The organism is Nocardia albiluteola, from assembly GCF_018860155.1.
Taxonomy (GTDB): Bacteria; Actinomycetota; Actinomycetes; order Mycobacteriales; family Mycobacteriaceae; genus Nocardia; species Nocardia albiluteola.
Genome location: NZ_JAHKNI010000001.1, coordinates 328,387 through 342,230, shown reverse-complemented (window position 1 = coordinate 342,230; position 13,844 = coordinate 328,387). Strand labels below are relative to the sequence as shown.

Annotated in this window: 12 protein-coding genes; 2 read left to right on the top strand and 10 right to left on the bottom strand. The window is 67.6% G+C overall.

The genetic code is table 11. The annotated features are described in order from the left end of the window. Nucleotides 1-342: 342 nt before the first annotated feature. Genes KO481_RS01570 through glf form a run of 5 tightly spaced genes read right to left on the bottom strand, consistent with a single transcriptional unit; the run spans nucleotide 343 to nucleotide 7,133 of the window. Entirely contained in the window at nucleotides 343-2,391 is a 2,049-nt protein-coding gene (locus tag KO481_RS01570; protein ID WP_372451869.1) for an arabinofuranosyltransferase AftB family protein, read from the bottom strand. Between the two features lie 4 nt (nucleotides 2,392-2,395). Further along, nucleotides 2,396-3,340 carry a decaprenyl-phosphate phosphoribosyltransferase gene (locus tag KO481_RS01565; RefSeq protein ID WP_215915116.1) on the bottom strand — a complete coding sequence of 315 codons (945 nt, stop codon included), beginning with the start codon at nucleotides 3,338-3,340 and terminating at the stop codon, nucleotides 2,396-2,398. 1 nt (nucleotide 3,341) lies between these two features. Next, nucleotides 3,342-3,938: a phosphatase PAP2 family protein gene (locus tag KO481_RS01560; RefSeq protein WP_215915115.1), complete on the bottom strand. Its 597-nt coding sequence runs from the start codon at nucleotides 3,936-3,938 to the stop codon at nucleotides 3,342-3,344. Next, on the bottom strand, nucleotides 3,935-5,908 hold the full coding sequence (locus KO481_RS01555; RefSeq protein WP_215915114.1) for a glycosyltransferase: 1,974 nt from the start codon (nucleotides 5,906-5,908) through the stop codon (nucleotides 3,935-3,937). The genes KO481_RS01560 and KO481_RS01555 overlap by 4 nt, the downstream gene beginning before the upstream one ends. A gap of 28 nt (nucleotides 5,909-5,936) precedes the next feature. Beyond that, nucleotides 5,937-7,133 (bottom strand): UDP-galactopyranose mutase, encoded by a 1,197-nt coding sequence (gene glf / locus KO481_RS01550; protein ID WP_308166224.1) that lies wholly within the window; start codon nucleotides 7,131-7,133, stop codon nucleotides 5,937-5,939. A 247-nt stretch (nucleotides 7,134-7,380) separates the two neighbouring features. Here glf and KO481_RS01545 point away from each other — a divergent pair, with 247 nt between their 5' ends. Beyond that, complete coding sequence (locus KO481_RS01545; RefSeq protein WP_215915112.1) at nucleotides 7,381-8,607, top strand: hypothetical protein; 1,227 nt, start codon at nucleotides 7,381-7,383, stop codon at nucleotides 8,605-8,607. Between the two features lie 10 nt (nucleotides 8,608-8,617). Here the strand turns inward: KO481_RS01545 and KO481_RS01540 are convergent, their stop codons facing one another. The 5 genes from KO481_RS01540 to KO481_RS01520 form a co-directional block, all read right to left on the bottom strand. Continuing rightward, nucleotides 8,618-9,196 (bottom strand): hypothetical protein, encoded by a 579-nt coding sequence (locus KO481_RS01540; RefSeq protein WP_215915111.1) that lies wholly within the window; start codon nucleotides 9,194-9,196, stop codon nucleotides 8,618-8,620. A gap of 201 nt (nucleotides 9,197-9,397) precedes the next feature. Continuing rightward, nucleotides 9,398-10,195 (bottom strand): hypothetical protein, encoded by a 798-nt coding sequence (locus KO481_RS01535; RefSeq protein ID WP_215915110.1) that lies wholly within the window; start codon nucleotides 10,193-10,195, stop codon nucleotides 9,398-9,400. A gap of 324 nt (nucleotides 10,196-10,519) precedes the next feature. Further along, the gene (locus tag KO481_RS01530; protein ID WP_215915109.1) at nucleotides 10,520-11,281 is read right to left on the bottom strand and encodes a MerR family transcriptional regulator; all 762 of its coding nucleotides are present in this window, start codon (nucleotides 11,279-11,281) and stop codon (nucleotides 10,520-10,522) included. Nucleotides 11,282-11,366: 85 nt separating this feature from the next. Continuing rightward, nucleotides 11,367-12,008 (bottom strand): NAD(P)-dependent oxidoreductase, encoded by a 642-nt coding sequence (locus KO481_RS01525; protein ID WP_215915108.1) that lies wholly within the window; start codon nucleotides 12,006-12,008, stop codon nucleotides 11,367-11,369. Nucleotides 12,009-12,196: 188 nt separating this feature from the next. Beyond that, the gene (locus KO481_RS01520; protein WP_215915107.1) at nucleotides 12,197-13,222 is read right to left on the bottom strand and encodes an EamA family transporter; all 1,026 of its coding nucleotides are present in this window, start codon (nucleotides 13,220-13,222) and stop codon (nucleotides 12,197-12,199) included. A gap of 102 nt (nucleotides 13,223-13,324) precedes the next feature. On the opposite strand from KO481_RS01520, the gene KO481_RS01515 reads away from it, so the two are divergent. Beyond that, nucleotides 13,325-13,825: a MarR family winged helix-turn-helix transcriptional regulator gene (locus KO481_RS01515; RefSeq protein WP_215915106.1), complete on the top strand. Its 501-nt coding sequence runs from the start codon at nucleotides 13,325-13,327 to the stop codon at nucleotides 13,823-13,825. Nucleotides 13,826-13,844: the final 19 nt, after the last annotated feature.

The window sequence follows — 13,844 nt, the reverse complement described above, 5'->3', positions numbered from 1 at the left end:
CGCATATTCTGTTCGGCCTTTCGTTGTGCGGCCGGGCTCGGCCGCTCCTTGCGGGCCGCCCCGGGGTACGCCAAATGCGCAACCGCCGAGGCGGAAGTACTCGCTGAGCTTATCGTGAGCACGATACCCGGACGTTACCAAAATGAGACGAAGTGGCGGAAAACGCAGTTTAGAGCCGGTAACGACCACGTCACACGACCCGGAACCGCGACCTACGGAAAGCGCGGCGACAACCACGACTCCGGGCCGGTCCAGCCTGCCCGATCCGACGCGGGATCGGGGGCTGGTCGGCGAAAATACACAGCTACGTCACAGCAAGCCGGGGTAGCACCGGCCCAGGCCCTACTTGGGCGGGGCCAGCGCCGGCGGAGGCGGAGGCGGGGCCGGATCGACCAGGTGGCAGCGCTCGATCTCGTACTTGGGCACGCGGTCGGTGCGGTACTTGGTGAAGGCGTAGGCCTGAAGCAGATTGTGCTTGAAGCGGTCGAACGTCAGCGGGCCCCGCGAGGACGCGAGCATCGCCTGGGTCTCCGGGCAGGCGATCGCGGTGCGCGCCTGCCTGACCCAGCGCTCGTCCATGTACCAGGGCATCCACGGATGCTGATCGACCATGCCGCTGTCGGCCACCACCCAGTCCGGGTAGAGGTCCTTGTCGTGGCCGATGCGCCCGTCGGCGAGGCGGTCGGTGTGGGCGGCCAGCGGATACGCCAACCCCTCCTGATCGATGACCTTCACGTCCAGCGGCACATTCATGCTGGTCATGCCGAGGTTCAGGAAGTAGACCGCGTGCGGGTATCCGCCCGCCGGGATCGGCAGCGGTGGCGGGGCGATGTACCAGAACGTGAACGAGGGGGAGTTCAGCAGCACGCCGCCGTTCGGGGAGTCCTCGATGTCCTGGACCATCGCCCGCATCCGCGGATAGTCGAGGTAGTCCTCGGCCAGGATCGGATGGTCGTGGCCGCCGTTCAAGACGTAGAAGATGCGCTCGTCGACGATGCCGTCCGCGCTGACCCCGCCACCGGCCTTGTTGCCGGTGGTGTTCGCCGCGACCAGCGCCCAGCCGATCATGGCCAGCCACAGCACCGGAAGCGCCAGCGCCCAGGCCGCGCTCGTCAGGCCCGCGCGGGCCTGCCCGACCGTGCCGAACCGCCAGACCGGCAGCACCGACACCGGCAGCATCAGCATGTAGAGCGCGGGCAGCAGCTGCCGGCCGTGCATGAAATCGCCGCCGACCTTCAGCTCGAAGACGATGTTCAGCAGCGCGCCGACGAGTATCAGCACGACGACCGCGCGCGGGGTGCGCAGCTGGTGGCGCAGCCCCAGGATCCGCGCGAGCCAGCGTGTCACGGCGTTGCGCGACCCCGCGCCGGACGCATCCGACTGCGCCGCAGCGTCATCGGCCTCCGCCGGCACGATTTCCGGCTGCTGCAGCGCACTTTCGGCCCGCCGCGACCGCACGAGCGGCACCGCGACCACCGCCAGGATCAGCAGCGGCGCCCACAGGTAGTACGGCCCGGTCAGGTCCCAGACGTACTTGAAACCCTGGCCCCACTTGTTGCCGCTGGCCTCCTTGGCGATCGCGGTATTGGGGACCATCAGGCCGTAGTAGCCCATCCGCCAGATCTGATAACCCAGCGGAACCGCGCCCCCGACCACAACGGTGCACGCGCGCAACACGATCGGCCCCACCCGGGAGGCCGGCATCGGGGCGAGGAACACCAGCGCCAGCGCCAGCCCGCCCAGCATGGTCATCTCCGGGCGCACCACCCAGCACAGCCCGGCCCAGAACACCAGCCCGAAAAGCAGTGCCAGCCGCGCCCTTTCGGCCTGGCTCCAGCGAATCAGCAGGTACCACAACACGCCCAGCCAGAAGATGACCAGGCAGTTCTCCAGGCCGGAGGTGGCGAAGTCGCGCGCCGGGGGCACCGCGATATAGACGATCGCGCCCGCGGGCAGCAGCAGTTGTGCGGTCGCGCCGCCCCACAGCCGCGCCGCGCCGAGCATGGCGAACAGCACCGCCAGGAGCGAAAGCGCCAACGCGGTAAACAGACTCACGTACTCGAGCCTGGCGTGGGTGATCCAGCCGAAGAACCAGATCACGTAGGTCCACGCGGCGCTGGTGTTGGTCTCCACCCGCTCACCCGCGTTGAAGACCGGGCCGTTTCCGGCCATCAGGTTGCGCACCGTGCGCAACACGATCAAGCCGTCGTCGGCGATCCAGCGGCGCGCCCAGGCGCCGCAGGCGAAGGTGACGATCGTCGCGACGATCCCACCGGCGAGTACGGCTCGGGAGGCCAGCGCGAAGCGCTGGGCGGGATCTCGTAGTCGGGCGCGCTCGGGCATATCGCCCGATACCTCCGCACCCTCCCGCTCTCCCCCGTCTGCCAGCATCTCGTCAGGTGAGATAGACAGCGACAACTACCGCTCCGATCCAGGCGATGGCCAGGAACTGCAAAACGCGGTCACCCAGCGCGATCTCTTCCGGTTCACCGGCCTCGCCACCATCGACGTCGACCGCATAGCGCAGGACTGCGATGGTAAACGGAATCATCGAGATGGCGAACCACTGGGTGTGCTTGTGATCGGTTTCGAACGCCCACAGGCCGTAGAACACCACCATCGCGGTGGCCGACAGCGTCCAGACGAAGCGCAGGTAGGTGGGCGTGTAGTACTGCAGCGAGCGGCGGATCTTCGCGCCGGTGTCCATGGCGATCTTCAGTTCGGCGTAGCGCTTGCCCGCCGCCATGAACAGCGAGCCGACCGCCATGATCAGCAGGAACCACTGGGACAGCGTGATATTCGCCGCCGCACCGCCGGCCACCGCGCGCAGCAGGAAGCCCGAGGACACGATGCAGATATCCAGCACCGCCTGGTGCTTGAGCCCGAAGCAGTAGGCCAGCTGGATACCGATGTAGACCGCCATGGTGATGGCCAGCTGCCAGGCCGCCAGGAACGAGCCCGCGATCGAGCCGATCAGCAGTACGACCGACAGCGCATAGGCCAGATGCACCGGCACGACACCCGCGGCGATGGGGCGGTAGCGCTTGGTCGGGTGCGCCCGGTCCGCCTCCACGTCCTTGGCGTCGTTGATCAGATAGATGCCCGAGGCCGCCATGCAGAAGACCACGAAGGCGATGCCGATGTGCCAATCCCTGGTCACGTCCGCGATCGCGTAGGTGCCGTTGGGCAGCTTGCCCGCCGCCAGCGGCGCGGCCAGCACCAGGACGTTCTTGACCCACTGACGCGGCCGCATGGTCTTGATCAGGCCCCCGACCAGTGTCTTGGGCGGGCCCTTCAGGACGGCGTCGTCGAGGTCGGTGCCGGTCGGCTCTTCACTCATTTCAGCGAGGGCTCTTTCCTGTGCGGTCACTTGATCTCTTTTCGGCGGCTAGCACTACTGCGGCTGATGCGGCACCCAACGCAGAACCGGCGAGCACGTCGGAGGGATAGTGCACTCCCAGGACGAGCCGGGAGAGCAGCATCGGAGGCACGAGCACCGCAGGCAAGGGTAGCCCGGTCAGCCGTCCGAGCAACACCGCCGCCGCCGTGGTCGAGGTGGCGTGCGAGGACGGGAAACTCAGTTTGCTCGGCGTAGAAACGTTGACCTGCACCGACGGATCGTGGGGGCGCGGGCGGCGGACGATTCTCTTGATGACGACCGACGCGGCGTGCGAGCCGAACGCGCCGACCGCGACGCCCGCCCACTGCCGGCGCCGTGGCTTGTCGACCAGCGCACCCAGCGCGCCGATCGCCATCCAGCCCAGGGCGTGCTCCCCGAAGTGGGACATCCCGCGCGCGGCGGCGACCACCCGCGGGTCGCGGCCGATGGTGCCCTGCACGGCGTTGAGGATCTTCACCTCGGCCGAGCGCTCCTGCAGGTCGGGCACGACGTGCAAGCCGGGCGCGTGGCCCGCCGCATCGGAGGCGGTGGCTGTCATTTCCTGGTCTCCTCTGTGCTCGGGGCGATCCCGAAGGCCTGCTCCCAGGCCGCGGTGCTGGTCAGCTTCGCGTGTGCGGCACGATACTGCTTGCGGACCTCGGGGAAGCGCTCGGCCAGCTCCCGCCGCAGCCGCATCGCCTCCTTGAACAGCGCCAGGGCCTGGCGGGGGTCGCGCTTGCGGTAGACCACGCCACGGCCGTCGGCCGTGGTGACGGTGACGCCGTCGACCTGCGAAAGCAGGAACCAGCGCGCGTCGAGGGTGGGGACGTTCAGCTGCGGGATCTCGTGGTGCTTCGGGTTGGCCTTGCGCACGTTGTGCAGCATGCCCTTGCCCAGGCGCGCCACCTTCGCGATCGGGTTGCCCGGCTCGCCCACCGCGCCGACCTCGGCGTGCGAGGCCAGCGGCAGTTCGGTGGACGAGGGCAGGATCACCGCGTCCGGGAACTGCTTGCGCATCGCGTGCACCTTGCTCAGCGCGGTCGGCAGCAGGCCGAACAGCTTGTCCGGACCCGCCAGATAGTCGCGGATCGCCTCGTTCTGGATGGCGACCGTCGAATACTCCAGGCACAGCAGGTGTTTCAGGGTGGCCTTGATGGTGTTGACGACCATCGGCCGGCCGTCGTTCGGCAGGTGCAGCGACGCCACGACCAGGCGGTTGCGCAGGTGGAAGTAGGCCTGCCAGTCGATCGCGTCGTCCTTGTCGGACCAGGCCATGTGCCAGACCGCCGCACCCGGCAGGGTGACCGTCGGGTAGCCGTGTTCCCTTGCGCGCAAACCGTATTCGGCATCGTCCCACTTGAGGAACAGCGGCAGCGGCTGGCCGAGCTCCTGGGCGACGGTGCGCGGGATGACGCAGGTCCACCAGCCGTTGAAGTCCACATCGATGCGGCGGTGCAACAGCTTCGAGTTGTCGCGGTCGCGCAGCGGGTTCTTGGCGAAGTCATGGTCGTATTCGACGTTCGGGGCGGCGGTCCACATGAAGATCGAGCGGTCCACCACCTCGCCCATGACGTGCAGGTGCGAGCGCTCCTGCAGGTTGAGCATCTGCCCACCGGTCAGGATCGGCGAACGGGCGAAGCGCGAGAAGGCCAGCGCGCGCAGAATGCAGTCCGGCTCGATCTCGATGTCGTCGTCCATGTAGACGATGTACTCGGCGTCGGTGGTCTTCAACGCCTCGTACATCACACGGCTGTAGCCGCCCGAACCGCCCAGGTTGGGCTGGTCGTGGATGGCCAGGCGATCGCCCAGCGGCGCGGCGGCCTCGGCGAAGCCGGGCTCGTCCACCACCTTGCGGGTGCCCTGGTCGGGAATGATCACCGCGCGGATCTTCTCCAGCACCAGCGGATCCGAGCCAAGGGCCGCAATGGTTTTCACCGCGTCGCCGGGGCGGTTGAAGGTCGGCATGCCGACCGCGATGCTGCCCGCGCCCGGCGCCTCGATCGGCGCGTACCAGCCGCCGCGATGCAACTGCACCGCCGAATCGGTGGTGATGTCGAACCAGATCCAGCCGCCGTCCTCGAACGGTGCCAGCTCCACCTCGAATTCCACTGCTGTCGTGGTCATCTCCGCGAGCTCCGCGGTCAGCTCGGCGGAATCCAGCGAACCGGTTCCGAATTCGCGGCCCTGCACGTGGATTCGCGAGCCGTCCGCCTTGGAGCGGTACACGTCCACCCGGCCGTGGCCGGACAGTTCCAGCCGCAGCACCACCGAGTTCAGTACGCTCCAGCGCCGCCAGTAGCTGGCGGGCACGGCGTTGAAGTAGGTGCAGAACGACACCTCGGACTCGGCGCCGATCGACAACGAGGTGCGCGAGATCGCGTGTGCGCGCCGGGAGTTGGTCTCGGACTCCTCGAGGTACAGCTTGCGCACGTCGAGCGGCTCACCCGGCCGCGGCAAGATGATCCGCTGCAGCAGCGAGATCGCGCGGGTGGGGGTCGCGGTATGTTCCAACGTCACTTGTGCGGTCATATCACTTCCTGCGGAAGATGTTTCGGGCTCACTCGTCCGCGGCGGCCAGCGGGGCGCCGGATTCGAGGTGGGGGCGCAGCGTGTTGTCGAACATGCTCAGCGCAGAGCCGATGGCCATGTGCATATCGAGATACTGATAGGTGCCCAGCCGGCCGCCGAAAAGCACCTTGGCCGTGGCGGTCTCGTTCTTGGCGAGCTCGCGGTAGGCGACCAGCTTCTCGCGGTTCTCGGTGCTGTTGATCGGGTAGTACGGCTCGTCACCGGTCTGCGCGAAGCGGGAGTACTCGCGCTGGATCACCGTCTTGTCGCCCGGGTAGTCGCGCTCGGGGTGGAAGTGGCGCGGCTCGATGATGCGGGTGAAGGGCACGTCCCCGTCGTTGTAGTTCATCACCGAGGTGCCCTGGAAATCACCGGTGTTCAGCACCTCGGTCTCGAGATCGATGGTGCGCCAGCCCAGTTCGCCCGCGCTGTAGTCGAAATAGCGGTCCAGCGGGCCGGTGTACACGACCGGGGCGTCCGGGCTCTGGGCACGGATCTCCTCGCGCACCTCGAACCAGTCGGTGTTCAGCCGGACCTCGATGAGCTCGGATTCGGCCATCTTCTCCAGCCACGCGGTATAGCCGTTGCGCGGCAGGCCCTCGTAGGCGTCGTTGAAGTAGCGGTTGTCGAAGGTGTAGCGCACGGGCAGGCGGGTGATGATGCCCTCGGACAGTTCCTTCGGATCGGTCTGCCACTGCTTGGCCGTGTAATCACGGATGAACGCCTCGTAGAGCGGGCGGCCGATCAGCGAGACCGCCTTCTCCTCGAGGTTGGAGACATCCTTGGAGTCGACCTCCGCGGACTGCTCGGCGATCAGCGCGCGGGCCTCGTCGGGGGTGAAGTAGCGGCCGAAGAACTGCGACAGCAGGCCCAGGCCCATCGGGAACTGGTACGCCTGGCCCTTGTGCATCGCGAACACCCGATGCTGGTAGCCGGTGAACTCGGTGAACTGGTTGACGTAGTCCCAGACCCGCTTGTTCGAGGTGTGGAACAGGTGCGCACCGTATTTGTGCACCTCGATACCGGTTTCCGGATCGGCCTCGGAGTATGCGTTGCCGCCCAGGTGGTAGCGCCGTTCGACGACCAACACCCGCTTACCTAACTGGGAGGCCGCCCGTTCGGCGATGGTCAGTCCGAAGAATCCGGAGCCGACAATGATGAGATCGAAGGGAGATGCGACGGTCACGGGTGCCCAGCGTATCGGAAGTCCGCGCGAGTGCCCGGTGGAGTCGAATACTGGGCCACCGCGAGGGCCGTGACGGGGGATTTTTCGGTCCCGGCCACCAGAATTTCGCATGCTGTTGCCGAAGCCGGGTCCAACCGGACATCGAACTGATATGTCATCGTTTTGAACGTACGACCAGTTTATTTCTGTGACAATCACTCCGCGGCAGCGTCGCCGCGATCCGACAGTTCGACCGGAAGACCCCCATATGCAGATCCCTGGCCCCCTGACCCCACTCCTGTGCGCGCTGGCCCTGTCGGCGGCGCTCGGCGCCGGCCTGCTGACCCCCACGGTCGCACACGCCGACGACCTCGGCACGCTCGGCGCCGTCCCGGTGGCCGACGGCACCGGGACGTGCGCCCAGGGCGCACCCACCGTCGACGACGTCGTCACCGAGGCCGCCTCCGCGGTGCGCACCGTGATTCCCGCGGGCCAACTGGTCTCCTACGACCGGCAGGTGCAGGATTTCCGCCGCACCATCGCCACGGTGCGGGTGCACCGCGACGGGCTCCCGACCGATCCGACGCAACGCCCCGGGCGACTGGGACAGCTCGACGATCCGATCGTCACCTATCTGGTCAACGGCCTCGACGCCATCCGCACCGGGCGCCTCGACCACACGATGTCGGTGTCGCGGCTCACCGTGAACGACGTCATCGAGGTGTTCATCCTCGCGAACCGGATCGTGAAGATCCCCGCCGCGATCCTGTCTGGGCTGGTGCCCACCGCCGGCTTCTTCCTCAGCTTCATCGTCAGTGCCGCGTTCGACGGCGTGCAGTGGCTCGCCCGCCGGGTGCAGGCGCAGATCCGCGCCACCTGCCTGGCGCCCGGCAGCTATCAGCGGCTGCATCTGGACGGCGCGGACTTCCCCGACGAGCACATCGCGGTGCCCGGGCCGATCGCCGATCTGGCCCGGCAACTGGTCCTCGCCGGTCCGAAATGCACCCCCGTCTCCGACCTGACCACAAGCACGGTCCTCGAGCGGGCCCGCGGTTTCCTGGAGCACACCGATCTGCCGATCGACCACGCCGCGGTGAACAGCACCGCTGCCGGAGTGCAGGAATTCCTGCGCGACAACCGCATTGCCAAGGCCGCGCTGCTGCGCAAGACCGATCAGCTCGGCCCGATCGTGGACTACCTGGACTACGGCCCCGTCACCTTCCTGGCCAACCTGGGTTTCGACATCTACGAGGGCAAGGCGCTGGACACCGTTCCCCTGTCGGATATGACGGTGGAGAACGCCTTCGATCTCACCACCGTCGTGCTGGACACGACCAGCCTGCTGCTCAGCGGCGCCGGCGTCGTCGCGGGGTGGACCGGAGTGGCATCGACGGTTCTCACCCCGCTCGGGATTGCCGAGACCCTCGCGTTCGCGCCCGAGTACTACGGGGCGCCGATCGTGCGCGGGGTGATGCAGTCGATGTGCGCGGTGTGAATTACTGGCCTTAGTAAGGGTATTGGGGTTGGGGGGCGTAGCCGTCGGCTACGCCCGCGCCGGTCGTGCGGGAGGCCACCCAGCGACCGGCCGAACTGGTCAGCGCCAGGCACATGGTGGTGAGTTCCAACGTGAACGCGAAGGTGAGGACGACCACGAAGAACGAGACGTTGCTGGCGACGTCCGAGGGGTCGGTGATGAGGCTGTACGCCACTCCACCCAACGCTGCGAGCAAGACAATGATCGGCATGGCGATCACTAGAATGCGCCCAATTCTTTGCTTGATCAGCAGCAGGATTGCCCCGGCCAGAAGCAGGCCGGCGAGGGTTCCAACAAGGATCAGCGCAATATAGTCACCGGTCAGCGAGTCCCCATTGCGCCGATCGGTCCACGTCCCGATGGCTCCGGCGAGGGCGTAGCAGAACACGGCAATGCCCTGGATCAGCGCCAGGACGCCCGCAGCAATGGCGGTACCTCCGCTGGGTTTGGGTACCCGAGTTCCCGGCTGCGGGGTGCCCTGCGGAGGGAAGCCATGGTGGAACGATCCCCCCGAGCTCGGATTTCCGGGCTGCCCATACGGATAGCTCATCGCCCTCCCCTTTCCTATCCGAGAGCGAGACACTACCACCGCCAGTTGCGCGGTCGGTGATTCGACCGAATCCCGTACTCGCGCACGATCATCGAGATTCGAACCGGCTCATCGTGTCCCATATACAGCTCGGCGGCCGCATCGCTGCGATGCGGCCGCCGAGGTGAATATTATTGTGCGCCGATAATTTTCGGCCTCGGGTCAGAACGGCCGCGGGGGCTGCTGGCCGTAGGCGGGCTGCGGGAATTGGGGCGCACGGCCGACCTCGCACCAGCGCCGGGTGGAGCCGGAGAGGGTCAGGAAGAGCATCAGGCCCGCGATCAGCAGGCCCGGGATGGCGAAGACGGCGGACAGGGCCACGCCCGAGGCGATTCCCACGATCGCCCCGATCAGGCCACCGAAGGCGCCGAAGCCGGACAGGATGACCAGCATGATGCGGCCGGCGTTCTTGTGATTCAGCAGCAGGATGCCGGCGAGGATGTACAGCAGGGCGATCAGGCCCTCGACCACCGCACCGAAGTAGTAGTCGCCGGAGGCGACGCTCTGCTGCGGCATCGACACCCCGGTGCCGCCATTCTGCGAATCCAGCGAACTGAGCTGGCTCTTGATGGCATCCAGATTCTCCTGAGCGACGCTCAGCTCGTGGATCGTGAAGACGATCAGGCCGATCCCGATGAGCGCCATGACGATCGCTAGCAGGCTCGCGGTGATCGCGGTGCCGCCGCTGGCAGCCTGTTGCGCGCTACCGGGTTGCGGAAATCCCGGCTGCTGGGGAAAACCCGGCTGCTGCTGGGGAAAACCGGACGGCTGCGGATATCCCGGTTGCTGGGGCGACCCCGGTTGTTGCGCGAAACCCGGCTGCTGCTGTGGATAACCGGGCTGTTGTGGATAACTCGGTTGCTGGGGATATCCCGGCTGCTGTGGATAACCGGGCTGCTGACCATACGGCTGCTGCGGATTCCCGCCGCCGTAGCCGGGCTGGCCGTACGGGTAGCTCATGACGTGTCCTTCTCACTCGGCTGCCCACCCAACGGGTGGTCGTCGGGTTGCGAATCCGGCTGGCCTGCGAGTGGTGTTCCCCGGGTCCTCCCCCTGTGCTGAGCGAACTGTACCGCGCGACGCCCGGCCCGGGCGATGTGAAAGCCGACCGGCCCGTCTGTCCATCGGTCCAGCCTCGACCGCCGGCCGATCAGCCGTCATTCCTCGGACGCCGCTTCGACGAACACGCACGGACAGCTGATCACTCGGCCCGTAAGTCGGTCGATGAAGCAGGCATGCCCGCACACCAGGGTGTGCGGGCATGCCTGCATTTCCACGAGCCTCCTATTTCAGGTGGGACTCCGAGTAGACCCGCATGGCGTCGCGCACGAACTCGGCCGTACCCGCACCGTGCTTGTCGTAGTTCGCCGCGAAACGCGGGTCCGCGACATACATGCCGCCGAGGCCGGTGAAGGCGCAGGCGTCCGGGCGCTTGCCCTGCCAGCCGATCGCGATCCAGTCGTAGTGACGCTGGACGACGGCCTGCACCTCCTCGGCGCCCGGCGCCAGGCCGGCCGCGTGGGCGCGGCCGTAGTCGGCGGCGATATCCAGGTGGGTCTGCTGGAGCGCCTGCTTGTCGGCCTCGCTGATCGAGCGCCACCAGCGGTCACCGCTCTCGTACGCCTCCCTGCCCCAGCGTTCGATCACCTCGTCCTTGTACCGGGTGTGATCGAAGCCGTCGAATGTTTCCGAAGCCATAAGTGGCTCACCTGCTTCCGTCTTGCGCAATGTGGTGTGCACCGACGCGATCTGGCGCGCGATCCGATCCTGCTGCTGCCGCAGCAATTCCAGATGCGTGCGCAATGCGGCCGCCGTATCCTGCTCTCCCGCAAGAACTTCGGCGATGACCGGCAGGCCGAGGCCGAGCTCGCGCAGCAGCAGAATGCGCTGCAGCCGCACGAGCGAGCCCTGGTCGTAGTACCGATAACCGTTGGCCCCGACCCGGCTGGGCGGTAGCAGCCCGAGCTCGCCGTAGTGGCGCAGTGTCCGGCTGGTGGTCCCGGCCGCCCGGGCCAGGTCCTGGATCGACCATTCGCCCTGTACCACCGCAACCTCCCTGATCACGTCGATGAAACCAGCATGCAAGTTGACGCTACGTCAATGTCAAGACGGAATCTCCGCGGAGCAACGGTCAGTATCCGACGGTGAATCGCGTGCGATGGTGCTTGGGCCGCTCAGCCTCATCGAGCAGCGCGACGGCGAAGTCCTCCATGGAGATGAACGAGTTCCCGTCCGCATCGCTGAGCAGCTCATCGGAGCCGATCCGATAGACCCCGCGCCGTTCGCCGGGCTCGAGCAGGGCGGGCGGGCTCAGGTAGGTCCAGTCGACGGGACCGTCGCCGTGCGCGTGGAATTCGCGCCACTGCGCATCGCACGCCGACGCGATCGGCATCAGATCATCGGGGAACCCGGGCATCTCCATCACGGTCCTGCCCTCCCCGGGCATGATCAGATTGCCCGCACCCCCGACGACCAGCAGCCGGACGTCGGCGGACGCGAGCCCCGCCAGCAACCCCGCCGCCACGTCGACCAGTTCGCGCTCGCGCCCGACGACCGGCCGCGTCGCGCTGATGACCAGGTCCCGCCCGGAACTCAGCTCCGACACCACGCCGGGATCGGTCGCGTCACCCGCCCGCACCTCGACCTCCGCGGGCAGCCCGCGCAGCCGGTCCGCATCGCGGGAGACGGCGGTGATGCGATGCCCCCGCGACAATGCCTCGGTCACGACCCGGCTTCCGACTGCTCCGGCGGCGCCAAACACGGTGATGTGCATAACTTTTCAACTCCTGTAACTGTTGAACCAACCCTGGCGGATGCGCCGGGGCTGTATGGGATCACCGAACCGAGAGGTGCCGTCCACCGCATCGGTCCGGCGCTGAATCACGCCCGGATGACGGATCCAGCATTCCGACGATCACTGCGCCGTTCGGAGACGTTGTCCCGCCACCGGCCCGCTACGATTCACAGCGGTCCTTCTCCGACAGTCGCTCCGTACTCCCGGCCGGCCCGCTCCGCCGCTTCGCGATCCTCTGCAGCCACCTCCTGGCGTTCCGGAACATCCTGCGCCACAACGTCATTGCCGTCCTTCCCGGGAGCCTGCGCCGCCTGTTGCTTCCCGGCGCCGATCTGCCCCAACAGCGTTCCGCCCAGCGCGATCGCGATGCCCGCCACCTGCAGCGGCGACAGGCTCTGGCCGAGCGCGACCCAGCCGATCACGGCCGCCGACAGCGGGCTCAGCAGCGTCAGGAATGCGACCGAGGTGGCGGGCAACCGCGACAGGCCCCGGAACCAGATCCCGTATGCCGCAGCCGTTCCGATCACGCCCAGGTAGAGGTAGCCGCCGATGTTGCGGGCGTCCAGCGCGGGCGGCGCGCCCTCGATGATCAGGGCGAGCGGCACCAGCAGCAGGCCGCCGGCGGTGAGCTGCCAGCCGGTCAGCGCCAGCGGGCCGACACCCTCGGGCCGTCCCCAGCGCTTGGTCAGCACGGTGCCCGCGGACATCAGTGCGGCACCGGCGATTCCGGCCAGCACTCCGATCGGGTCGAGAGCGGCCCCGGCCCGCAGCACGACCAGCGCGACGCCCAGGATGCCGACGACACCGGCGATCAGCTTGCGTGCGGTCGGCCGCTCGGACAGGAACAGCGCGGCGAAGCCCTGCGCGAACAGCGGGCCCGCCGCCGAGAGCACCGCGGCGACACCGCCGGGCAGCCGGTAGGCGGCCAGGAACAGCAGCGGGAAGAAGGCGCCGATATTGAGCGTGCCGAGCAGGGCCGCGCGCCAGATCCATTGGCCGCGCGGCAGCACCCGCGTGATGGCCAGCAGCACCAGACCCGCGGGCAGCGCCCGCATCAGGGCGGTGAACATCGGTCGGTCGGGGGGCAGGAATTCGGTGGTGATCGCGTAGGTCGAGCCCCACACCAGCGGCGGAAGCGCCGTGAGCGCGAGGGTCAGCGCGGTGGCCGTGGGTCCGATACGAGTGTTCGACATCTTGTCTCCATGTTCATTATCTCAACGTTGAAATAACACGACGGCGGGCCGGGTATTCCAAGTAGGTCAACGTTAAGATTCTTTCCATGCAGAGGAATGCCGATGGGTGACGCGGTAGACCTGATCACGGCCGCTTGGGCCCGCGAGCGGCCGGACGTCGACACCGACCCGATGGCCGTCGTCGGACGGCTCACCCGCCTGGGCCGCATACTCGACCGTGAGCTGCAGAAGTTCTTCGTCGCGCACGGCCTCGAGCGCTGGGAGTTCGACGTGCTCGCCACGCTGCGCCGCTCCGGCAGCGAGCAGGGCCTGACCGCGGGCCAGCTGAACCGGGCGGCGATGATCACCTCGGGAGCGATCACCAACCGTGTCGACCGCCTCACCGCGAAGGGCCTGGTCCAGCGCACCTCCGATCCCGACGACCGCCGCTCGGTCCGGGTTCAGCTCACCCCGGCCGGACGGGACAGGGTGGACGATCTGCTCGCGGCGCACATGGACAACGAGGAGCGGCTGCTGGCCGCCCTCTCACCGGAGGATCGCAGTCAGCTTGTCGGGCTGCTGCGCACGCTGTCCGAATCACTGGGCGACACGACGCTGACCTGAGGCCATCGACGCGGCCTCA

What these genes read in the sequence shown, in the direction of transcription:
- KO481_RS01570 (WP_372451869.1), bottom strand. Translation starts at nt 2,391, where the DNA reads ATGCTGGCAGACGGGGGAGAGCGGGAGGGTGCGGAGGTATCGGGCGAT.
- KO481_RS01565 (WP_215915116.1), bottom strand. Translation starts at nt 3,340, where the DNA reads ATGAGTGAAGAGCCGACCGGCACCGACCTCGACGACGCCGTCCTGAAG.
- KO481_RS01560 (WP_215915115.1), bottom strand. Translation starts at nt 3,938, where the DNA reads ATGACAGCCACCGCCTCCGATGCGGCGGGCCACGCGCCCGGCTTGCAC.
- KO481_RS01555 (WP_215915114.1), bottom strand. Translation starts at nt 5,908, where the DNA reads ATGACCGCACAAGTGACGTTGGAACATACCGCGACCCCCACCCGCGCG.
- KO481_RS01545 (WP_215915112.1), top strand. Translation starts at nt 7,381, where the DNA reads ATGCAGATCCCTGGCCCCCTGACCCCACTCCTGTGCGCGCTGGCCCTG.
- KO481_RS01540 (WP_215915111.1), bottom strand. Translation starts at nt 9,196, where the DNA reads ATGAGCTATCCGTATGGGCAGCCCGGAAATCCGAGCTCGGGGGGATCG.
- KO481_RS01535 (WP_215915110.1), bottom strand. Translation starts at nt 10,195, where the DNA reads ATGAGCTACCCGTACGGCCAGCCCGGCTACGGCGGCGGGAATCCGCAG.
- KO481_RS01525 (WP_215915108.1), bottom strand. Translation starts at nt 12,008, where the DNA reads ATGCACATCACCGTGTTTGGCGCCGCCGGAGCAGTCGGAAGCCGGGTC.
- KO481_RS01520 (WP_215915107.1), bottom strand. Translation starts at nt 13,222, where the DNA reads ATGTCGAACACTCGTATCGGACCCACGGCCACCGCGCTGACCCTCGCG.
- KO481_RS01515 (WP_215915106.1), top strand. Translation starts at nt 13,325, where the DNA reads ATGGGTGACGCGGTAGACCTGATCACGGCCGCTTGGGCCCGCGAGCGG.